Raw genomic sequence first — 21,084 nt, forward strand, 5'->3', positions numbered from 1 at the left:
TTTTTTATGGTATAAGCGATAAACCGGCTGCACGTCGCCAATAACCGTTGCAATTTAAATCATTAGTTAATGTTAGTGGATACTCACCTTGTTGATTGGCTCTAAATTGTTCCAAAATGGTGAGTGAATCTAGATTTTCGGCAGAGATGCGGACAATATCGACTAATCCGGCCATTGAAGTTTGTTCATTGCCTAGATTATAACAGTAGCCACTTTGCGTCTGAATGCCATTAAGGGTAAAGAGTAACTGATTTTCCTGTGAAAAGACTTTTCTGCCCTGGGGATATTTTTCGCAACAAGTCTCACAGTTATCTTTATGGCGATTTTCTGAGCGGGCAGTAAAGCAGCGAGCTGATAGTGCCAGTGGTAAATGCCCATAGCCAAATACTTCGACTTCAAACTTGTGGCGAAATCCTAGCTGTTCACATTGATAAAGCAGATCTTGTAACCAATCACGAGAAAGTTCAAGCGGTAAACACCAGCGTATCATGCCTTGGCGATAGAGTAGTCGTAATGCATAAGCATTGTAGCAATTGAGTCCATATCCTGCCATAAAGGGTATTTTTTGCTCAATAAGCTGATTAACCACACCGAAATCGTGCGCTTCCACTAAAAATTCACCATTGTCGACCAATTTAGCGATTTGTCTAAGTTCGGCCGCGCTTTGCAATAAAGACAAGCTAGAGATTACCACTTGTTTACCATGTAAAGTTATTTCTTTTGCCAGTTCAAGCCAGTCAGCTACTTGCATTTCCCGACGTTTACTACACACCGTTTCACCGAGATAAATAATATCTGCGCTACTATTAATCGCATGTTGATAAAACTGAATTAATGTTTCTTTTGACCAATAATAAAGTACCGAACCTAAGGAATATTTCATTTTTTTGCCTTATCTTACTGCCATTTACGATGATAAGCTCCTAAGGTGGTCTGTTGACCTTCGGAGAGATTTTCCAATACATTCATCCAGTTTTGATTGGTGATGAATTTTTTAGGATCATTTTTGCAATGATCAATAGCTTGTCGCCAGATATGGGTCACATCGCCAACATAAGTTGGGCTTCGTTGGCGGCCTTCAATTTTGACAGCGGCAATATCTGCCAGCATTAATTCTGGTAACAATTCCAGCGTATTTAGGCTGGTAGGCTCTTCTAAAACATGAAATTTTTTTCGATTGATACAGTATCTTCCTTTACAAAGAGTCGGGTAACTTGCATTTTCATTATTTGAATAGCAATCGATTAAAATATTATTTAAGCGTGACTCCATACCTTGGTCGGTTTGTTGCCAGCGTACAAATCGGGCTGGTGAACAAGCGCCTACGGTATTTGGTGATTCTCCTGTCAGGTAAGAAGAAAGATAACAGCGTCCTTCTGCCATGATACAAAGGCTGCCGAAAGCAAAAACTTCCAATGCGACAGGGCTAATTTTGGCTAATTGTTTGACTTGATGTAAAGACAGAACACGAGGAAGAACGATTCGTTGGACAGCGAAATTACGGTGATAAAATTGAATCGCCGCAATATTTGTCACTGAAGCTTGAACCGAAACATGACGTTCAATATGGGGATATTTATTAGCAGCATATTCTAAGATAGCCAGATCAGCCTGGATTAAGGCATCAACACCGATTTCCGCTGCCATATCAACGGCGGATAGCCAGCGATTAAAACCATTCGGGTGAGCAAAAGTATTGATAGCAACATGTAATTTGCAAGCATGATCATGAGCATATTTGACTGCTTCAACTAATTTTTTTTCGCTAAAATTTAAACCAGCAAAATGACGTGCATTAGTATCGTCTTTAAAACCAATATAGACCGCATCAGCGCCATTATCGACAGCTATTTTTAAGGCAGGTAGATTGCCTGCAGGACATAATAATTCCATAGGTGATCCTAGCGTATAGTTAGATGTCTATCGATTGTAGTCAAGGTGTAATATTGCTGTTTTGACTTAAACCAGATTACTTTCTTTTGTGAATTGATTTTGCTAGATGGAGCATAAAATTGAATGGGATTAATTGATTGTTGGTTAAATTTTGATGTGGATTCAAAGATATTAATTAATAATTTGGCAGAATGGATTATTATCATTAATGCTTAAAAATATATCATAAAAGTGTAAGAGGAATTTGGATCGTGTTAAAGAAAATTCGTCAGCAGATTATCCAACAAGGACCTAAATTGATGCGTTTACCATTAAAAGTTACGCCTTTTATCATAGAGCGTCAAATTCTGGAGCAATTACTCAGCTGGCAATTTCAGCAGGCATTAAACGATGGTGAACTGGATTTTTTGCACAATAAATGGCTAAAAGTTGAAGTACTTGATGTGCAACTTGTTTGGTACATTAGCTTGCAGGCAGGTAAAATCATTGTTAGTAAAAATCAACAAGCAGATGTTAGTTTTTGCAGTGGGGCGAATGATTTAGTTTTAATTGCAGCGCGGAAAGAAGATCCTGATACCTTATTTTTCCAACGTCGCTTACACATAGAAGGCGATACAGAGCTTGGTCTGTATGTAAAGAATCTGTTAGATGCCTTTGAATTAGAGACAATGCCTGCAATTTTACGCTTTGGTTTATTGCAATTAGCTGATTTGATTAAACTAGTACAAAATGAAAGTATTGATTATAAAGAGCGTGCATTATCATGCTAATTCGCGTTGAAATTCCGGTTGATGCGCCAGGCATTGATCAATTATTACGCCAATCATTTCCCACCGGGGCTGAGGCTGATTTGGTGCAAAAATTGCGTCAGGACGGTTTATTTGTATTGGAAATGGTGGCTACTGATGATAAAGGACAAATTATTGGTTATATCGGCTTTACCTTAGTTGATGTCAATGGTGATAAGGAGTGTCAATGGGTGGGATTAGCGCCATTAGCTGTTAATAGCGCTTATCAGCGACAAGGTATCGGAGCAAAATTGGTTTATGACGGATTAGATAGTCTAAACGAATTTGGTTATAAAGCGGTAGTGGTGGTTGGTGATCCGAACTATTACCGTCGTTTTGGTTTTACACTGGCTAAGGAGCATGGACTTACATGTAAATGGTCTGGAATGGAAGCCTATTTTCAAGTTTATGCGTTAGAGAATGGTAATTTAGCCGATTATGCAGGGCTAGTTAATTTTTCATCTTATTTTGATGATTGCTAATTTAGCAAGATAGCCAACCAGATCTAAAGGTTGGTCTGCGACAAGTTGCTCTTTTTGTACTTTGGACAATTGTTTTATTTGATATTCTAAGGACAATGCGTCTGAATGGCTGGCTAACTGGCATTGGTATACTAACAAAAGAGGCGCTTTACCTCTTAACGCTTTAGCCCCTTTGCCTAAATGATGTTGTTGCAAGCGGCGCGCGATATCGGTGCTGATGCCAGTATAAAGCGCATTTTGTCCATTTCTGATCAGATAAACTGACCAAGGCTTTTTCGTCATATCGGATTGATTCAATTAGATTTTTAGTTAAGTTAATAGAAAGATTCTCTACCTATTTTGTCGTGATAATGTACCCTAATAAGGCGTGTAAACGCTATTTTAACCAAGTTAAAACAATTATTTTTATATGTTATTCATTTTTTTTGAAAGACAGCAACAAAAAAAACTAATCCAAAATTTTAACTAGTGCCTATACTATGATCTATATCACAGGAATAACCAATAATATTTCTGAATGATAATAATCAATTAAGGAGTTTATGATGAAAAAATTACCAGCTGCTTTAATTTTGGTTTTAGGTGCGTTGTCATTTGGTGCAATGGCTGATCAGGCAAAAGAAGTAGTAGAATTCCCTGCTCAACAGCCAATGGGAACTGTATCTGTTGTTACCGGAGAAACACCTACTAGTGCCGTTGAACAGTTAGCTGAAGAAGCTACCAAAAGAGGGGCAAATAGTTATCATGTTACCTTTGTAGCTTATACACAAAATAAAGTACAAGCTAATGCTAGAATCTATGGTAACAGTCAAGTTACTGCGCCAGTTTATAGATAATTGGTAGTATAAGTTATCGGATGATGATGGCAGCTTTGATTTTTTGATAAAAACACGCTGAAGAATTATTTTTCAGCGTGTTTTTACTTAAGGAGATATATTATCCACTATGTTTGCTGATCAACCATCATTGACTATTATGCAACAATACCTTTCACGTCAGCATGTTTTTTCGCTATTCACCTCTTTTCAATCAGATAGTTGGCCTGCTATCTGTTTTTATATCTTCAAAGCCCAAACGATGTCGTTATATTTTCTGACCGAAACGACTACTCGTCATGGTGAGTTAATGCTTAAAAACCCAATTGTAGCCGGAACTATTTGTTGTCAAAGCAAAACCGTAGCCAACATTCAAGGGATACAATTTATTGGTAAAGTCCATTCCCTAACTGGCAAACAAGAACAGCAAGCCAGGCAAGATTATAATCGGCGATTTCCGGTCGCTATGGCGGCCAGTATCCCTATCTGGCAATTATCTTTACAACAGATCAAAATGGTCAATAATAAGTTAGGTTTTGGCACTAAACTGATTTGGCATCGTGATAGTTAACCTAATTTATGGATCACTTGATTATGACTACCTCGCCATAATAGATTGGGTTCATGAAGCGCTTGAATGAATTTACCATCGACTAATACATCAAGATAGTTAACGACGGCGCGTTGATTAGCGGTTAATTGGTCAAGGGTATAACCGGTCCACAGCCAAATATCTTTATCTGGGCATTCAAGTTTGATGCGTTTAACCAGCTGTAAAACTGCTGCTATATTTTGTGGATGCAGTGGGTCGCCGCCAGAGAGGGAAAACCCCTGACGAACGATCCTCTGGTCTTGCAGATCAGTAATAATTTGATCTTCTACTGCTTGGGTAAACGGTTTACCAGAGTCAATTTTCCAGGTGCTTTTATTGTAACAACCTTTACATTGATGGAGACAACCCGCGACAAATAACGTACAACGTGTTCCTGGGCCATTAACCACATCAACCGGGTAATATCGATGATAGTTCATAATGTTATCCAAGTTGACCATTTTTTAAGTGTTTAACGCGTCGTTTAACTTCTTCTTGTTTACCGCTATTGAATGGTCTGGCATCGGGGCTACCAAGATAACCACAAACACGGCGAATAACCGAAACGCGGGTTGGATCATGATTATCGCAAGATGGGCAGACAAACCCTTTACTAGTACAGGCAAATTCACCCGTAAATCCACATTCATAGCACTCGTCAATCGGGGTATTGGTACCATAATAGGGAATATGATGATAGCTGTAATCCCAGACATCTTCTAATGCTTTTAAGTTATGTTGTAAGTTTGGATATTCACCGTAGCAGATAAAACCACCATTAGCTAACGCTGGGTAAGGTGCTTCAAAGTCAATTTTATCGTAAGGATTGACCTGTTTTTCAACATCCAGATGAAAACTATTGGTATAGTATCCTTTATCAGTAACACCCTCGATTAAACCAAATTCAGCCACATCTAAGCGACAAAATCGGTCACATAAATTCTCACTGGGTGTACTATATAAGCTAAATCCATAGCCAGTCTCAGCTTTCCAACGATCTGTTGCTGCACGCAGCTGTTTAATGATCTGATAGGCTTTTTGCCGCAGAGCTTCATCATCAAAAACATGTTTTTGTGTGCCATAAAGTGCATTGATTGTTTCATGCAGACCGATATAACCTAAAGAAATCGATGCACGACCACGTTTAAATATTTCAGCAATATTGTCTTCCGCTTGTAAACGAACGCCACAGGCACCCTCCATATAGAGAATAGGGGCGACACGCGCTTTGACATTCTCTAGTCTGGCGATACGCGTCATCAGCGCTTTTTTGCTAATTGCCAATCTGCTATCTAGGATTTGATAAAATTGTTGTTCGTTACCTTTAGCCTCAATGGCTATCCGAGGCAAGTTAATACTGATCACACCGAGATTATTACGTCCTTCATGGATAGCTTGGCCTTGCTCTTCATAAACGCCTAAAAAACTGCGACAACCCATCGGAGTTTTGAAGGAGCCTGTGACATTGACCACCTGATCATAGTTAAGAATATCTGGGTACATCCGTTTGCTGGCACATTCTAGTGCTAGTTGTTTAATATCGTAATTTGGATCGCCATATTGGTGATTGATCCCCTTACGGATAGCAAAAACTAATTTTGGAAATACCGCGGTTTTACGATTTTTACCTAGTCCAGCTAAACGATTTTCTAAGATCGATTTTTGGATTAATCGCGACTCTTTTGAGGTTCCTAAGCCAAATCCAAAGGTAACAAAAGGTGTTTGACCATTTGCGGTGTGCAGTGTGTTGACTTCATATTCTAGTGATTGAAAAGCGTCATAACACTCTTTTTCTGTTCTGCTGTCAGCGTAGCCCAATTGATCGGCAATTTGCCATTCTTTGGCAATTTTTAAGTGTTTTTTATAGCTCGCCTGGACAAATGGCGCTAGTACTTCATCGATACGATTAATTGTTGTACCACCATAAATATGGCTGGCCACTTGGGCAATAATTTGTGCCGTCACGGCGGTGGCGGTTGAAATCGATTTAGGTGGCTCAATTTCAGCATTACCCATTTTAAAACCTTTGGTTAACATCCCTTGCAAATCGATTAGCATACAGTTAAACATTGGGAAAAAGGGTGAGTAATCAAGATCATGATAGTGAATTTCACCACGTTCGTGTGCCATAACGACATCACGCGGTAAAATATGTTGTTTAGCGTAGTGCTTAGCAACAATGCCGGCTAATAAATCGCGTTGAGTTGGAATAACCTTACTGTCTTTATTTGCATTCTCATTGAGTAACGAAACATTACTTTGCTCAATCAAGCCGCGAATTTCGTGATTAAGGCGACTACGTTGTTCTCTGGCAATATCCCGTTCATGGCGATATGCAATGTAATTTCTGGCCAGATCTTTATAACGACCGGCCATCAGTTGATTTTCAACCGCATCTTGGATTTCATGAATATCAACGGTTTGGCGGTTGCCTAATTGTTGTTCGACGACTGAGGCGACAACTGCACAATATTGTTCATCGCAAATCCCAGTGGCAGTGGCTGCACGCATGACGGCTTCTTTGATCCGATTTTTGTCAAAAACGACCTGACAACCATCGCGTTTAATAACTACTGTTTTCACAATAGGCTCCTCCAATAGTTATCCACAATTTAATCACAGTTAATGATGCAGCATTAATTTGTGGATAAACCTGTCTATAAATTCTATATATAGTGCTTTACTATATATTAAAGCACAATATATAGTATCTAACGTTTATTTAGCAGGACTTTTCTTGATCTAAAACAAGGAAATTGGATGTTGTTTGTTTTTTAGCTAAATGTTAATAACAACAGCGAGGTTTAAGTAGCTAATTATTTAAAAATCTTTATAGAAAAAGTTTCTATAAAGATTTCGTTAAGTAAATGGTTAACTCCCTGGTGCTGACTAGGTTTCATTAGCCATAACCAAAGTGAGTGAAATTTATTAGCGAATAGCTATCGCTTCAATTTCTATGCGAACATCTTTTGGTAAGCGAGCAACTTCGACGCAAGAACGAGCAGGATAAGGCGCATTATGTTTGTTAAAAAAAGCTTCATAAGTAGCATTTACACTCGCAAAATCATTCAGATCTTTAACAAAAACGGTAGTTTTAACAATATTAGCTACATTGAGACCTGCTTTCTCTATAATAGCTTGAATGTTTTCCAGTGACTGTGTTGTTTGAGCAGTAATGTCGTCAGCTATTTCACCGGTTTTTGGATCAACAGGAATTTGGCCGGATGTAATAATCATGTTGCCAAGATCAACACCTTGTACATAAGGGCCGATAGCTGCTGGCGCGTTTTCAGTTTTAATTTCGTAGGACATAAGTTGTTCTTTACCTTGTAGTCTAAAAGTTAATCATCAATTTACTAGCACTACTAACTTAGTGGTCGACATAAATGAGTGTTATATAATACCGCATTACATATTATTAATTACCGCATGTCGATCAAAGGTTTTTTCACAATATTTGCATGTTAGAATGACTTCATTATGCCGCTGTTTAACGTTAAAACTGCTACTGACGGGCTCATTATGGCTAATGCAATTACTGTTAGGGCAGATCAAAACCGCATCAATTTGTTCAGGTAAGCTAATTAATAGCTTTTTTTCCACTTTATAGTCTTTAATACAGTTAACGGTGGCATGGGGGGCATACATAGCCAGTTCGTTTGCTTGTTCAGGTGTGAGAAAGGTATTTTCAATTTTAATTAAATCTTTTTTACCTAAGTGATTAGAAGGTAGATTTAAACCTATAGTAATACGTTGATCCGTTTGCGTTAATTTAAATAGCGAAAGTAATTTAAAACCCATTTGGGCAGGGATATGGTCGATAACAGTGCCACAGCTAATTGCTTCCACTTGTAATTTATGGTTATTTGCCATAATAGAATGCCTCAGAAATTAATAGTTTTGTTTAGTATCAACGCTAAAAGTGCTTGTCGTGCATAGATACCATTACCAGCTTGCTGAAAATAGTAAGCATGAGATGTTTTATCAACATCAGTAGTAATTTCATCAATACGTGGTAGAGGATGTAAAACTTTCATGCCAGGTTTAGCGGTGGTTAATTCATGGCTGGTTAAAATAAATTGGGCTTTAACATTGGCATATTCTGAAGGATCTAAACGCTCTTTTTGCACTCGTGTTATATACAGAATGTCCAGTTTTGGTAATACCGCTTCTATGCTGTCATGTAAGCTATAAGTTATCCCTTTTTCTTCTAACAGATGTAGGATATGGGCTGGCATGGCTAAAGCTTCAGGCGCAATAAAATAGAAATGATTATTGTCAAATTTCGATAATGCTTGGGTTAATGAATGAACGGTTCGGCCATATTTCAGATCGCCAACCATCGCAATATGTAAATTATTTAAACTGCCTTGGCTCTCTTGAATGGTGAACAGATCGAGTAGCGTCTGTGTAGGATGTTGATTGGCGCCATCACCGGCGTTGATGACCGGTATTTTACCTGCAAACTGAGCTGCTAAACGTGATGCGCCTTCTTGTGGATGGCGGATAACAATGGCATCAACATATTGGCTAATAACCGATATTGTATCTGCCAGGGTTTCGCCTTTTTTTCCTAACGAAGTATTATTGCTATCGGAAAACCCCACCACAGAAGCCCCTAAGCGGTGAATAGCGGTTTCGAAAGAAAGGCGTGTACGGGTGGAGGCTTCAAAGAAACAACTGGCAATCACTTTATGTTTTAGCAGCTCCGGTTGGGGATGTTGCTTTAGTGATGTAGCAACTTCAAGTACAGCGAGTAGATCTTCACGTTTTAAATCATTTATCGAGATTATGTCTCGAAGATACAACGGATTAACCATCGTGTTGTTCCTCCTTTCTTTATGCCATATCTAATTGTTATGCCAAAAAAAAGCCCCTCATTGAGGGGCTTGAATAAATAGGGTTGGTCGAGGAGGAAATGCAATAACTAAATAGCCCATTGGCAGCAATGCATATATTGATTCTTTTAAGCATTGGTTATGCATTTTTTCTCCCACAAAAATTGTGGCGCATTATACGCCGCTCTGTCAGTATAGCAAGTGATGGCGGAAAAAAATTGATAAAATTTTTTAAAAATACAATGCATTGAATTCAGATGAAATTTTTTGCAGCCTAACAAAATAATTTTTGCTAGTCGTATTGAGGCATTTTTTGGCAAAATTAGCCAATAATGCTTAGCTGTAAATAATTTGGGTGATGGTTTTTTTTGGTGATTTACCAATCAGAAATAATTTTATTAATCAACCTTTTTTTGTAGATATTCACGCAAATAATTATAAACAGGTTGCTATTGATTAAACATAACTCTGTAATTTTCCTCATTTTTTTAGATTTAAGTCATATTCAAAGCATGATCATAAAAAATCCAAATCAATCCGGATATAAATTTCTTTGTTGTAATAGTAGCTCTCCTTCGTTGGCTATGGGAGAATGCAAAAGTTACTGTCATATTAATACAGAGGGAGCGCGACATGGTTAATAAAAAAGTACTAGGAGAGCAGCAGGAAGATACCCGTTTGGATGTTGAAAATGTAGCGACGGATAGCAGTGATCCTAATGTGTTTTATGAAATAGAGCATTACCTTTCAGCTGAAGAGTTGATGTCGTTTAAAAAAGCCTTAACAGAACAGCAAATTTCCACAGAAAATTTGTTACTAGAAAAAAAAGCAGTCGCAGAGCAGCGAGCAGAAACGCATTCAATCATTGAAGAATTATTGGAAGATGGTAGTGATCCGAATGCTCTGTATGAAATAGAACATCACTTTTCGGCCAAAGATTTTAAATTACTGGAAAAAGCGGCAATAGTGGCATTTAAATTAGGTTATGAAGTGCACGATGCTGAAGAGCTAGAAATTGAAGATGGTACGGTATTGATGTGTTGTGATGTTTATCGGGATAGTCCGCTTGATGCAGAATTAATTAATAAGCAAGTTGTGCAATTGATGATGTTAACGGAAAAAATTGGCATTAACTACGATGGTTGGGGGACTTTCTTTGAAGACCCTAATTATGATGATGCAGAAGAAAAGCCCGTTGAACCTAAGGCATTACATTAGAATCAAATTGTTAGAATGGAAAGGACAGGGATTATCAATCAGTTGATAAAGCGGATTAAGCTGAGTAAGTACTGGTTAGAGTAAGTTTGTGAGTCAACAGCACTGATACACAAGATAGCAGTGCTGTTGCTTATTCAAAGTGAGCTAATAGTTACTTTTTGATTAGTCAGTTTTTGTTTTGCTGCTAAATGGACTGCTAGGCGTTCACGCTCTTTTTCAACAACAGCAGCTGGTGCTCGGCCGACAAAGCTATCATTAGCTAATTTTTTTTCAATTGCTGCTATCTCTTTGGTCAATTTATCCAGCTCTTTATCTAGCCGCGTTAATTCGGCATCTTTATCGACGAAATCTGCCATTGGGATCAACACTTCAGCGCCATCTATCAGTTTAGTCACAGCAAGGGGTGTTGGTTGCATTTCATCCAAAACAGTAATAGCGCTAAGACGAGCCATTGCTTGAATAAAATTCAGATTTTCTGTCACACGTCGTTTTGTTGCATGGTTAGCGCCGCGTAATAGCAGATCTAATGATTTAGCGGGTGAAATATTCATTTCTGCCCGAATATTACGTACAGCGATAATGAGTTCTTTTATCCATTCCAAATCATGGCGTGCTGCTTCATCAACCTTGTCGGCTGCAAAGATTGGAAAAGGCTGTAACATGATAGTGTCTTCTTGAATGCCCTTAACCACTTTCACCCGTTGCCAAATAGTCTCGGTAATAAATGGAATAATAGGATGTGCCAGCCGTAATAAGCTTTCTAGTATTTCAATCAAGGTATAACGTGTCGCACGAATTTCTGCTTCATTTCCCTTATGAATTGCGGGCTTAGACAGTTCTAAATACCAATCGCAAAATTGGTTCCAGGTAAATTCATACAAAATATTGGCCGCGATATCAAAGCGATAAGAATCCAGTGCTTCACGGTACAGTTTTACCGTTTGGTTAAATTCTGCCATGATCCAGCGATCAGCCAGCGAAAAAATCATTTCTCCACCATGCTGACCACAATCTTGTCCTTCAGTATTCATCAAGACATAACGACTCGCATTCCAAAGTTTATTACAGAAATTGCGATAACCAGTAAGGCGTTTCATATCCCAATTGATGTCTCGCCCGGTCGATGCTAATGCTGCCAGCGTAAAGCGTAGAGCGTCGGTACCATGCGCTTCAATGCCTTGTGGATATTCTTTGCGCGTACGTTTAGCAATTTTTTCGGCTAATTGGGGCTGCATCATATTGCCAGTCCGTTTCGTCAGTAGATCTTCCAAGGAAATACCATCGATCATATCAAGCGGATCGATGACATTGCCTTTGGATTTTGACATTTTTTGCCCTTCTTCATCGCGGATCAATCCTGTCATATAGACTTTTTTAAAAGGAATTTGCCCTTGGCCATTTTCATCTTTGATGAAATACATTGTCAGCATGATCATGCGGGCTATCCAGAAAAAGATAATATCAAAGCCACTGACCAACACATCCGTTGGATGGAAAGTTTTTAACGCCTCGCTATTTTCTGGCCAACCTAATGTTGAGAAGGTCCAAAGACCGGAAGAGAACCAAGTATCTAATACATCTTCATCCTGATGTAAACTAATCTCAGCACTGAGATTGTTCTCTCGACGCACTTCATCTTCGTCATGACCGACATAGACATTACCGGATTCATCATACCAAGCGGGAATTCGATGCCCCCACCATAATTGGCGTGAAATACACCAATCTTGGATATCCTGCATCCAGGAAAAATACATATTCTCATACTGTTTAGGAACAAACTGAATACGGCCATCTTTTACCGCCGCAATGGCTTGTTCTGCTAATGGTAGAGTACGAACGTACCATTGATCAGTCAGCATAGGTTCAATAACAACGCCACCACGATCGCCATAAGGAATAGTAAGTTGATGTGGCTTTATGGCAACTAATAAACCTAGTTTTTCTAATTCGCTTACCATTGCCTTACGAGCAGCAAAGCGCTCTATTCCTTGGTAGGATGCAGGGATTGTCGTTGAATAAATTGTGCTAAGGTTGCCAGCGCTGTCAAATACTTCAGCTTGTTGGCGGATATGTCCATTGAAATCGAAAATATTGATCATTGGCAACTGGTGACGTTTACCCACTTCATAGTCGTTAAAATCATGCGCTGGGGTGATCTTCACACAGCCGGTGCCTTTTTCCATATCGGCGTGTTCATCACCGACGATAGGAATACGACGATTAACCAAAGGTAGTAAAATTTGTTTGCCAATTAAATTCTTGTAGCGTGGATCGGCGGGATTAACTGCCACGCCCGTATCACCAAGCATGGTTTCTGGTCGAGTAGTCGCAACAACTAAGTAATCTTGGCCATCTGCGGTTTTTACACCATCAGCCAGGGGATAACGTAAATGCCACATAAAACCGTTAACTTCTCGATTTTCAACTTCTAAATCAGAAATAGCGGTATGCAGTTTAGGATCCCAGTTGACTAATCGTTTGCCTCGATAAATAAGATCATCTTGATAGAGCCGAATAAATGCTTCTTTTACTGCTTTGGAGAGGCCTTCATCCATGGTAAAGCGTTCACGTTGCCAATCAACAGAATCACCCAGCCGTCGCATTTGCTGAGAAATATTACCGCCTGACTCTGCTTTCCATTGCCATATTTTTTCAATAAACGCTTCTCTGCCATAGTCATGGCGAGTTTTATTCTCTTCAGCGCCAATTTTGCGCTCAACCACCATCTGCGTGGCGATCCCCGCGTGATCTGTGCCACTTTGCCAAAGTGTGTTTTTCCCTTGCATGCGCTGGTAGCGAATTAAGGTATCCATGATTGTTTGCTGAAAAGCATGCCCCATATGCAGGTTACCGGTCACATTTGGCGGAGGTATCACGATACAAAAACTCTGTTTGCTGTTATCACCGTGCGGTGCAAAATAGCCATTCTTTTCCCAGTGTGCATATAAAGGTTGTTCAATTGCAGCTGGCTGATAAGTTTTGTCGAGCGATGGCTCAGACTGAGTTTGATTTGCGGGTTTCTTTTCCATCTTGCTTCGTTATTTATTAAGTTGTTGGTGGTGCTGCCATGATCAAATTAAACCCCATAGTGCGATAAGTTTTGTATCGTTCACGCGCCAACTGTTTCAAATGTTCATCAGTAGGTACAAAGTCTATCACTTCATGGAATGTTGTGGCAAAGTCTGCAAATGTTGATTGTAGATTTATCAATATATCTCTTGCTGAGCTACCCCTTTTTGTTGGCCAACAAAGCTCAACAGGTGCGCCATAGCGAGGGCCTTCACCGGCTAAATTATGTGGGACAAATTGATAAGGTTCTCTTTGCCAAAGTATTTCATCCAATTTTTCGGCTTGTATTTGCTCCTCACAAGCAATTAAAACACGTTTACCTATCCGCCAGTTTTCTGCTGCTAGCTGACAGGCTAACCATTCATGACTTTCAAGTTCTGCTTGTGAAGATAGCTGCTCTATTAAATAGAAAGTTGCTTTTTTCATCGCATTACGGTTATGGGAAAAGGGTATTGCTTACAATACCCTATTATTAAATTCACTGGTGCGATTTTTCGTCACAGTTTATATAAGCACGATTTAACAGAAATTGAGCAAGTAATGCTACAGGACGGCCTGTTGCTCCTTTGGTTTTTCCAGATTGCCAAGCTGTTCCTGCAATATCTAAATGTGCCCAGTGATATTTAGTGGCAAAACGCTCTAGGAAACAGCCAGCGGTAATTGCACCACCCGAACGGCCTCCTATATTAGCAAGATCAGCAAAGTTTGATTCTAACTGCTCATAGAATTCTTCTGCCAGAGGTAGTTGCCATGCTTTATCGCCTGTTTGCTTAGCGGCACTAAGCAATTCATGGGCTAAAGGATTATGATTTGACATTAATCCACTATAGTGATTACCAAGTGCAATAATACAGGCTCCGGTTAAAGTTGCAACATCAATTACCACATCAGGATCAAAACGTTCTATATAAGTTAGTGTGTCGCAAAGAACTAATCTTCCTTCTGCATCGGTATTGAGGACTTCTACTGTTTGTCCTGACATGGTAGTTAAAATATCACCAGGTCGATAAGCTTTACCGCTTGGCATATTTTCACAACCAGCTAATACGGCAATAACGTTAATCGGCAGTTTTAGTTCAGCAACAAAGCGCATAACGCCATAAACAGTTGCGGCTCCGCACATATCATATTTCATTTCGTCCATGCCATCGGATGGCTTAATAGAAATCCCGCCAGAGTCAAAAGTTAATCCTTTACCGACCAACACAATCGGTTTAGCCGCTGGTTCGTTACTTCCTTTGTATTCCATAATCGACATTAGCGATTCATTTTGTGAGCCTTGGCCAACGGCTAAATAAGCATTCATCGCTAGCTCTTTCATCTGTTCTTCGCCAATTACTTTGGTGGTAAGATTTTGATAATTGTCGGCTAACTGACGTGCTTGTGAAGCTAAATAGGCAGCATTGCAAATATTGGGCGGCATATTAGCCAGATCTTTTGCTGACTTAATACCTATCGCTACCGCAAGGCCGTGTGAAATAGCGCGCTCGCCATTGGCTAAATCGCGGCGTGTCGGGACATTAAAGACGATTTTACGTAATGGTCGTCGCGGCTCGCTCTTATTGCTTTTAAGTTGATTAAATACATATAACGTTTCTTTGGCGGTTTCTACTGCTTGGCGAACTTTCCAATAATTATTGCGGCTTTTTACATGCAATTCTGTTAGAAAGCAGACGGCTTCCATTGAGCCGGTTTCATTTAAGGTATTAATTGTTTTTTGGATAATCTGTTTATATTGACGCTCATCGAGTTCACGTTCTTTACCGCATCCAACTAACAGAATACGTTCAGATAATATATTAGGAACATGGTGAAGTAATAGCGTTTGGCCAACTTTACCTTCCAGTTCTCCGCGGCGTAGTAAGGCACTGATATAGCCGTCACTGATAGTATCCAGTTGTTCGGCTATAGGGGATAAGCGGCGAGGTTCAAATACCCCAACAATAATACAGGCGCTACGCTGTTTCTCTGGGCTACCGCTTTTTACACTAAACTCCATGCATTCTCCTGAATTTTAAAGACAAAGATTGATACTATCGCTAAAATTAACGAACAGTATAAATTTACCTTATGAAATAGCTGCTTTATGTTAAACTAACCCAATGGTTTACGGATAGTAATAGGTAACGATTTAGCATATTCTGTTTGGTGTTCCAATAGTTAATGCTACATTTATCATCATGATACATTGTAACGATTAAGAAAACCAAAATATTGTACGTAACTGTAACTATACGATGAAGTTAGCTATTTTGCTGCAAAAAACAAGTTTTTCACAGGTGTAATTAGTGTGATTATAATTCGATATTTAGTTAAGGAAACGCTGAAAAGTCAAGTTGCAATACTTTTTATCCTGATTTTAATTTTTTTTAGTCAGAAAACAATCAATATATTAAGTTCAGCGGTTCAGGGAAATATTCCTTCCGATTTAGTTTTTCCTCTGCTGGGGCTTGGTATCCCTGAAATGGCACAATTGATTTTGCCCTTAAGTCTATTTCTTGGACTGTTAATGACCTACAGTAAACTCTATATCGATAGTGAAATTACTGTCATGCATGCCTGTGGCTTAGGTAAAAAGGTCTTAGTCATAGCAGCTTTAATTCTGGCATTATTTACCGGCCTGATTGCGGCCGTCAATGTAGCCTGGATGTTACCTTGGTCGGCAAAATATCAAGAGCAGGCATTAGCTGATGCGCAAGCCAATCCTGGTTTAGCTCATATGGTTGAAGGGCGATTTAAAACAACCAAGGATCAAAATATTGTTCTGTATATTAGTAATGTAAAAGGCAAGAATTTTACTGATGTCTTTATGGCACAATTACGGCCGGCTAATAACCAGCGCCCTTCCGTGGTAATTGCAGAAAGTGGACGTATCCGAGAGGATCAAAACGGTAATCAAATCGTGGTATTAGATAAAGGAACTCGCTATGAAGGTACTGCGTTATTACGCGATTTTCGCATAACGGATTTTAAAGATTATCAAGCGGTGATCGATCATAAAGAAACGGCAGTGTCAGGTGATAAAATCGAGCAAAAGGATATGTTGCAATTGTGGCATGCCACAGATGCTGAATCAAAAGCGGAATTTCATTGGCGTTTAACATTGGTGGTAGCGGTACTAATTATGGCCTTGATGGTTGTGCCATTAAGTGAAGTTAACCCCAGACAGGGCCGAGTCTTAAGTATGTTACCCGCCATGTTGCTTTATTTAATTTTCTTTCTATTACAAAGTACTTTGCACTCTAATGCAGAAAAAGGTGAAATTGATCCCAGGATAACCATGTGGCTAGTTAATGCGGCTTTTCTACTATTAGCGATCATATTGAATATTTGGGATACCGTTTTTATGCGTCGACTACGTGCTAAGTTCTATAAAGGAGCCGCCTGATGTTTGGTGTATTAGATAAATATATTGGGCGTACAATTCTCTCCTCGATCCTAATGACCCTTTTTATGTTGGTGTCATTATCAGGCATTATTAAATTTGTTGAGCAATTAAGAAAAGTTGGTGATGGTGACTTTACCACCTGGAGCGCAGGGGTTTTTACTTTATTAACTGTTCCCAGAGATATTGAAGTATTTTTTCCGATGGCGGCACTGTTAGGCGCATTACTTGGCTTGGGAACCCTGGCAACTCGTAGTGAATTAGTGGTAATGCAGGCGGCTGGTTTTTCTCGCTTACAGGTTGCGATGTCAGTGATGAAGACCGCGATACCTTTAGTGATCCTAACGATGGTTATTGGGGAATGGGTTGCCCCTGCAGCGGAGCAGTGGGCGCGTAACTATCGGGCGGAAAAAATTGTTGGCCGCTCATTAATGGTGACAGATCGTGGTTTATGGGCTAAAGATGGTAATAATTTTATTCATATTCAGCGTGTTATCGATCAAAATGAAATAAAAGAAGTTTCCATCTACCAATTTGATGCGCAGAAGAAACTGCAAGCGGTCATTTTTGCTGCTTCAGGTCGTTATAATTCTGATACTCACCAATGGCAATTGTCACAAGTAGATAAATCATTGATTAACAATGAAAAGGATATTACTGGCTCACAGAGTTTATTGATGGATTGGAAAACCAATCTAAACCCAGAAAAATTAGGGGTGGTTTCTCTGGAGCCGGATTCTTTAGCAATAAGAGGCCTATATAAATACGTTAAATATCTTAAGGAGAGCGGGCAAGAAGCGTCAGTCTATCAATTAAGTATGTGGAAGAAAATCCTATCACCGCTTTCGGTCGCTGTTATGATGTTAATGGCGCTGTCATTTATTTTTGGGCCGCTGCGAAGTGTTACAATGGGGGTAAGAGTATTGATCGGTATTTCTGGCGGATTTATTTTTTATTTGCTCAATGAGGGTTTTGGTAATCTAAGTTTAGTCTATGGTGTTCCGCCACTCATAGCAGCAATGTTACCTAGTGTACTATTCCTTGGATTTAGCATTTTATTATTAATGCGGCGGCAATAATGCGCTTTTACAACATGGCTAGGTATAATCCGTTACCATGCTGAAAAAAATTTATTGCCTATTGTTTGGTTTAACCATGATCAGGACTTTCTAGCAGTTTTTTAACCAGATTTACCGCAAAATCTTGTTTAGTTGGCTGGAAAAGATCGTTATTGTGATTGATGGTGAGAGCCGCGGTTAAATCATTGACACCTTTGGTTAACCGACTAAATTTACTCCCTTTTTTGCGCGAAATCACCGCAAATATACCAATGCGTTGTTGTGGGATCATGGTCATATAGGTATTAAAACCCCCACCGCCACCGGTTTTTTGATAAATGCCGGGAATGCCATCTCGTGGATTCATATAAACCCATCCAAGGCCAATACCATCGGCATGCCCAGCAACGTCCATCCCTTTTATGTCGGTAAGCATATCGCGAGCAAAATAGATCGCTTGTTCACGTTGAGCGGTTTGTTTACTAACTTGGGGATGGGTTGACAGAAATTGTTGCATCCATCTTTGCATATCAGCTGGTGTTGAATAAACACCTCCACTGCCGGCGGCAGCTAAAGTACTAATACATGGACTGGATTTATAACCGACCATTAGGCGAGAACATTGATAGGTAGTTGGTGTAAAAGTTGTATCATACATTTCGGTTGGTAGGGTTATTTTTTCGGCAAAAAGTTGTTTATAAGATTTTCCTGCTGCTTTTGCCAAAGCATCTGCTAGTAGATCATAAGCCAGATTAGAATAGGCGGCTTTCGTTCCTGGTAAACACTTAATTTTTGCCTTTTTCAACCATGCCCAACGATTTGTCTGGGTTGGCCAAACAAATACCGGCCGGCCGATTTTACCGCCAGGTTGTTCCCTGGGTAAACCGCTGGTATGACTAGCCAGGTGATATAATCGAATTGGTTCTTTGCCATTATAAATTGGGATATGAGTACCGAAATAGCTGTAGTTTTGTAGTGGATCAGTAATTCGTAATTTTTTATCCGCTTCTAATTTGATCATCACTGCACTGGTCATCAATTTTGTTAATGAAGCAATGCGGATCAATGAATTAGGGCCAGGGGTTTTTCGGCTACCTGGAGCAGTTTCACCATAATAACGGGTGACTATCTGATCATTGTCGATAACAACGATTGCCATCCCTTGTGGATTTGTTTCAGTAAAAATTTGGCTAGCAAAACGATCTACTAAATCAGTCGTTTTTTCAGTAGTGGGTTGATGACGATTAAGAATTTCCAGTGCTGTTGGCGAAGATGATGCAGTTTTGGCTGATGGAAATTTTGTTACTGTTGTCGATGACGAGCAACCAGTGAGTGATATAAATAGAGTAAAGGCTGAAAAGAATTTTAGGCAAAATGGTTGCATTCTTAATAAACCAATATGAATAAATTTTTTAAACAATCGCCTGATAAATGTTCAATTTTCATTAAAGCCTTTGCCAGGCACCTAAATAAAAATCAATTATGTTATCGATGCTATACGTTCTATATACTATAACACTCTAATTATAGAGAAATTATGAATATAAGCTACAAAACTATTCTCTGATGTTCTATTGTTAGCATAATAATCTGAAAAATAGATCAATAAAAGAGTAGTCATAAAATACTACTCTTGATTATTCAAACGAAGATAAAGCTGGGATTAACGTAAAAAGCTTTTGGCGCTATCTTGCATCGCATTGATGGTACTGCTTAGAATTTTAACGAAGTTATCATAGTTAGCATTGGCCGTATTGTAACGTTGTGACAACTCATCTAGCATGGCTTGATAATCTTTTTTAGTCGTATCAATTGCAGTGTTGATTAGATTGAAACGTGCCTGGGAGATCTCTAGTCTGTCTGTGGTTTTTTTTTGCAGATTTTTCACTACTTGAATAACACGCGTTAATGGTTGGGGATCAATTTTTATTTTAATTGTAATACCTGTTGTTAAACTTTTTGCATTGATTTCTGCTAAATCAGGCGCTTCAATCAAGGTGCCAGTAACTTTTTGTTCAAAGGATTGGCGATAGCTTTTCATTAGTGCTAAAGCTTGTGCTTCGGTGTAACGCACACCGCTATTATCGCCGACTTTTTGATAATCATCTTTTGCCAGTTTAGTAAATTTAATTTCTTGTTGATAAATAATCGCATCAGGTTCTTCTTGCAATAATTTAGTGCGTAATTGCTTTAAATCCTCCAGCATTTTCTTCTGCTTAAAAGTAATAAAGTTATCTTTTGAGCTTTCGCTGACGTAATTACTGACATCAGAAAGTGAGCCGCTAATCTGCTGAAATTTTTCCATACTGTTTTTAAATATATCGCGGTAACAGTGCAGATAACTCTTCTTGGCATCGCTAATGGTCTGTTTAATATCATTAAACAGCACCATTAATGAATTATAATTATTTTCTGTTAATGTTTGTTGCTGTTGTGTAAGTTGTTGTGCTGTAGGTAATAACGCATTACGTGACTGATAATAACTTTTGCTAACAGGAGGGGGATTTTTATCAGATAATAGTCGAGCAAGGTTAGTTTGGCCGCGATCTGTTAGCGTCTTACCTTTTTCTACTAATGCTTCGCCTTTTTTTATTAGCGCCTGATCTTTAATTATTCTTCCATATATTATATTTTGCGTTCCATTTTCTATCTCTTTATTGCCATTTTTTATATCGTTGAGCGCACTTTGTGTGGCAAAAAGATACGCTTTTTGTTTGTTTTGTAATGCATCATTTTGGTTATTATCGCTAAGATCATATTCGATTGTCTCAGACAGTAAAATAGTTAATTCTGATGGTAAGATAGGTGAAATATTATTATTCAATGCATTATTATTTAATGAAATATTAGCATCGATAACTGCATGACTAGAGTCATTATGTTTTATCTCAGTAGAAAATGCAGCCGAGTGTGGTGTTGAATTTGTTAAAATTACCATAAAAA

20 protein-coding genes are annotated in these 21,084 nt (G+C 39.0%); 7 read left to right on the forward strand and 13 right to left on the reverse strand.

Translation table 11 applies throughout. The features are described from left to right. Positions 1-4: 4 nt before the first annotated feature. On the reverse strand, positions 5-883 hold the full coding sequence (locus QE177_RS01425; protein WP_280550969.1) for a U32 family peptidase: 879 nt from the start codon (positions 881-883) through the stop codon (positions 5-7). A gap of 14 nt (positions 884-897) precedes the next feature. Continuing rightward, positions 898-1,893 carry a peptidase U32 family protein gene (locus tag QE177_RS01430; RefSeq protein ID WP_280550970.1) on the reverse strand — a complete coding sequence of 332 codons (996 nt, stop codon included), beginning with the start codon at positions 1,891-1,893 and terminating at the stop codon, positions 898-900. A gap of 251 nt (positions 1,894-2,144) precedes the next feature. Between QE177_RS01430 and QE177_RS01435 the strand changes: the two genes are divergently transcribed. Both QE177_RS01435 and QE177_RS01440 read left to right on the forward strand, forming a co-directional pair. After that, on the forward strand, positions 2,145-2,663 hold the full coding sequence (locus QE177_RS01435) for an SCP2 domain-containing protein (RefSeq protein WP_280550971.1): 519 nt from the start codon (positions 2,145-2,147) through the stop codon (positions 2,661-2,663). Next, positions 2,657-3,163, forward strand: a complete 507-nt coding sequence (locus tag QE177_RS01440; RefSeq protein ID WP_280550972.1) for an N-acetyltransferase — start codon at positions 2,657-2,659, stop codon at positions 3,161-3,163. Before QE177_RS01435 ends, QE177_RS01440 begins: the two co-directional genes overlap by 7 nt. On the opposite strand, the gene QE177_RS01445 is transcribed toward QE177_RS01440, so the two are convergent. After that, positions 3,140-3,445, reverse strand: coding sequence for a GIY-YIG nuclease family protein (locus tag QE177_RS01445; protein WP_280550973.1), 306 nt, complete (start codon positions 3,443-3,445; stop codon positions 3,140-3,142). The two genes, QE177_RS01440 and QE177_RS01445, sit on opposite strands and share 24 nt — an antisense overlap. Before the next feature lie 263 nt (positions 3,446-3,708). Between QE177_RS01445 and QE177_RS01450 the strand changes: the two genes are divergently transcribed. Together QE177_RS01450 and QE177_RS01455 are read left to right on the forward strand one after the other, a co-directional pair. After that, the gene (locus tag QE177_RS01450; RefSeq protein ID WP_280550974.1) at positions 3,709-3,999 is read left to right on the forward strand and encodes a DUF1471 domain-containing protein; all 291 of its coding nucleotides are present in this window, start codon (positions 3,709-3,711) and stop codon (positions 3,997-3,999) included. A 109-nt stretch (positions 4,000-4,108) separates the two neighbouring features. Continuing rightward, a complete protein-coding gene (locus tag QE177_RS01455) occupies positions 4,109-4,549 on the forward strand; it encodes a YhbP family protein (protein ID WP_280550975.1) in 441 nt (146 codons plus the stop codon). Here the strand turns inward: QE177_RS01455 and nrdG are convergent. The 5 genes from nrdG to pyrB form a co-directional block, all read right to left on the reverse strand. Continuing rightward, positions 4,546-5,010, reverse strand: coding sequence for an anaerobic ribonucleoside-triphosphate reductase-activating protein (nrdG, locus tag QE177_RS01460; RefSeq protein ID WP_280550977.1), 465 nt, complete (start codon positions 5,008-5,010; stop codon positions 4,546-4,548). The two genes, QE177_RS01455 and nrdG, sit on opposite strands and share 4 nt — an antisense overlap. 4 nt (positions 5,011-5,014) lie before the next feature. Next, a complete protein-coding gene (nrdD, locus tag QE177_RS01465; protein WP_280550978.1) occupies positions 5,015-7,153 on the reverse strand; it encodes an anaerobic ribonucleoside-triphosphate reductase in 2,139 nt (712 codons plus the stop codon). 345 nt (positions 7,154-7,498) lie between these two features. After that, positions 7,499-7,882 (reverse strand): RidA family protein, encoded by a 384-nt coding sequence (locus QE177_RS01470; RefSeq protein WP_280550979.1) that lies wholly within the window; start codon positions 7,880-7,882, stop codon positions 7,499-7,501. Between the two features lie 96 nt (positions 7,883-7,978). Then, positions 7,979-8,443, reverse strand: a complete 465-nt coding sequence (gene pyrI / locus QE177_RS01475) for an aspartate carbamoyltransferase regulatory subunit (RefSeq protein ID WP_280550980.1) — start codon at positions 8,441-8,443, stop codon at positions 7,979-7,981. A gap of 11 nt (positions 8,444-8,454) precedes the next feature. Beyond that, a complete protein-coding gene (gene pyrB / locus QE177_RS01480) occupies positions 8,455-9,390 on the reverse strand; it encodes an aspartate carbamoyltransferase (RefSeq protein WP_280550981.1) in 936 nt (311 codons plus the stop codon). A 780-nt stretch (positions 9,391-10,170) separates the two neighbouring features. On the opposite strand from pyrB, the gene rraB reads away from it, so the two are divergent. Continuing rightward, on the forward strand, positions 10,171-10,626 hold the full coding sequence (gene rraB / locus QE177_RS01485; RefSeq protein WP_280552187.1) for a ribonuclease E inhibitor RraB: 456 nt from the start codon (positions 10,171-10,173) through the stop codon (positions 10,624-10,626). 134 nt (positions 10,627-10,760) lie between these two features. Here rraB and QE177_RS01490 read toward each other — a convergent pair whose 3' ends face one another. From QE177_RS01490 to pepA, 3 genes are read right to left on the reverse strand one after another with little or no spacing between them, the layout of a single operon-like run. After that, positions 10,761-13,658, reverse strand: coding sequence for a valine--tRNA ligase (locus QE177_RS01490; protein ID WP_280550982.1), 2,898 nt, complete (start codon positions 13,656-13,658; stop codon positions 10,761-10,763). A gap of 16 nt (positions 13,659-13,674) precedes the next feature. Then, positions 13,675-14,124: a DNA polymerase III subunit chi gene (locus QE177_RS01495; RefSeq protein WP_280550983.1), complete on the reverse strand. Its 450-nt coding sequence runs from the start codon at positions 14,122-14,124 to the stop codon at positions 13,675-13,677. A gap of 52 nt (positions 14,125-14,176) precedes the next feature. After that, positions 14,177-15,697 (reverse strand): leucyl aminopeptidase, encoded by a 1,521-nt coding sequence (pepA, locus tag QE177_RS01500; protein ID WP_280550985.1) that lies wholly within the window; start codon positions 15,695-15,697, stop codon positions 14,177-14,179. A gap of 291 nt (positions 15,698-15,988) precedes the next feature. On the opposite strand from pepA, the gene lptF reads away from it, so the two are divergent. Next, positions 15,989-17,086, forward strand: coding sequence for an LPS export ABC transporter permease LptF (lptF, locus tag QE177_RS01505; RefSeq protein WP_280550986.1), 1,098 nt, complete (start codon positions 15,989-15,991; stop codon positions 17,084-17,086). Continuing rightward, on the forward strand, positions 17,086-18,162 hold the full coding sequence (gene lptG, locus QE177_RS01510) for an LPS export ABC transporter permease LptG (protein WP_280550987.1): 1,077 nt from the start codon (positions 17,086-17,088) through the stop codon (positions 18,160-18,162). Before lptF ends, lptG begins: the two co-directional genes overlap by 1 nt. Positions 18,163-18,232: 70 nt before the next feature. Here the strand turns inward: lptG and ampH are convergent, their stop codons facing one another. Together ampH and QE177_RS01520 are read right to left on the reverse strand one after the other, a co-directional pair. Next, positions 18,233-19,525, reverse strand: coding sequence for a D-alanyl-D-alanine-carboxypeptidase/endopeptidase AmpH (ampH, locus tag QE177_RS01515; RefSeq protein ID WP_280550988.1), 1,293 nt, complete (start codon positions 19,523-19,525; stop codon positions 18,233-18,235). A 279-nt stretch (positions 19,526-19,804) separates the two neighbouring features. Further along, positions 19,805-21,079: an IpaD/SipD/SspD family type III secretion system needle tip protein gene (locus QE177_RS01520; protein ID WP_280550989.1), complete on the reverse strand. Its 1,275-nt coding sequence runs from the start codon at positions 21,077-21,079 to the stop codon at positions 19,805-19,807. Positions 21,080-21,084: the final 5 nt, after the last annotated feature.

Origin of the sequence: Arsenophonus sp. aPb (genome assembly GCF_029873475.1) — a bacterium.
Lineage (GTDB): Bacteria > Pseudomonadota > Gammaproteobacteria > Enterobacterales > Enterobacteriaceae > Arsenophonus.

Coding starts and splice junctions, on each gene's coding strand:
- QE177_RS01425 (WP_280550969.1), bottom strand. CDS start 883: ATGAAATATTCCTTAGGTTCGGTACTTTATTATTGGTCAAAAGAAACA.
- QE177_RS01430 (WP_280550970.1), bottom strand. CDS start 1,893: ATGGAATTATTATGTCCTGCAGGCAATCTACCTGCCTTAAAAATAGCT.
- QE177_RS01440 (WP_280550972.1), top strand. CDS start 2,657: ATGCTAATTCGCGTTGAAATTCCGGTTGATGCGCCAGGCATTGATCAA.
- QE177_RS01445 (WP_280550973.1), bottom strand. CDS start 3,445: ATGACGAAAAAGCCTTGGTCAGTTTATCTGATCAGAAATGGACAAAAT.
- QE177_RS01450 (WP_280550974.1), top strand. CDS start 3,709: ATGAAAAAATTACCAGCTGCTTTAATTTTGGTTTTAGGTGCGTTGTCA.
- QE177_RS01455 (WP_280550975.1), top strand. CDS start 4,109: ATGTTTGCTGATCAACCATCATTGACTATTATGCAACAATACCTTTCA.
- nrdG (WP_280550977.1), bottom strand. CDS start 5,010: ATGAACTATCATCGATATTACCCGGTTGATGTGGTTAATGGCCCAGGA.
- QE177_RS01470 (WP_280550979.1), bottom strand. CDS start 7,882: ATGTCCTACGAAATTAAAACTGAAAACGCGCCAGCAGCTATCGGCCCT.
- pyrI (WP_280550980.1), bottom strand. CDS start 8,443: ATGGCAAATAACCATAAATTACAAGTGGAAGCAATTAGCTGTGGCACT.
- pyrB (WP_280550981.1), bottom strand. CDS start 9,390: ATGGTTAATCCGTTGTATCTTCGAGACATAATCTCGATAAATGATTTA.
- rraB (WP_280552187.1), top strand. CDS start 10,171: ATGTCGTTTAAAAAAGCCTTAACAGAACAGCAAATTTCCACAGAAAAT.
- QE177_RS01490 (WP_280550982.1), bottom strand. CDS start 13,658: ATGGAAAAGAAACCCGCAAATCAAACTCAGTCTGAGCCATCGCTCGAC.
- QE177_RS01495 (WP_280550983.1), bottom strand. CDS start 14,124: ATGAAAAAAGCAACTTTCTATTTAATAGAGCAGCTATCTTCACAAGCA.
- pepA (WP_280550985.1), bottom strand. CDS start 15,697: ATGGAGTTTAGTGTAAAAAGCGGTAGCCCAGAGAAACAGCGTAGCGCC.
- lptG (WP_280550987.1), top strand. CDS start 17,086: ATGTTTGGTGTATTAGATAAATATATTGGGCGTACAATTCTCTCCTCG.
- ampH (WP_280550988.1), bottom strand. CDS start 19,525: ATGCAACCATTTTGCCTAAAATTCTTTTCAGCCTTTACTCTATTTATA.
- QE177_RS01520 (WP_280550989.1), bottom strand. CDS start 21,079: ATGGTAATTTTAACAAATTCAACACCACACTCGGCTGCATTTTCTACT.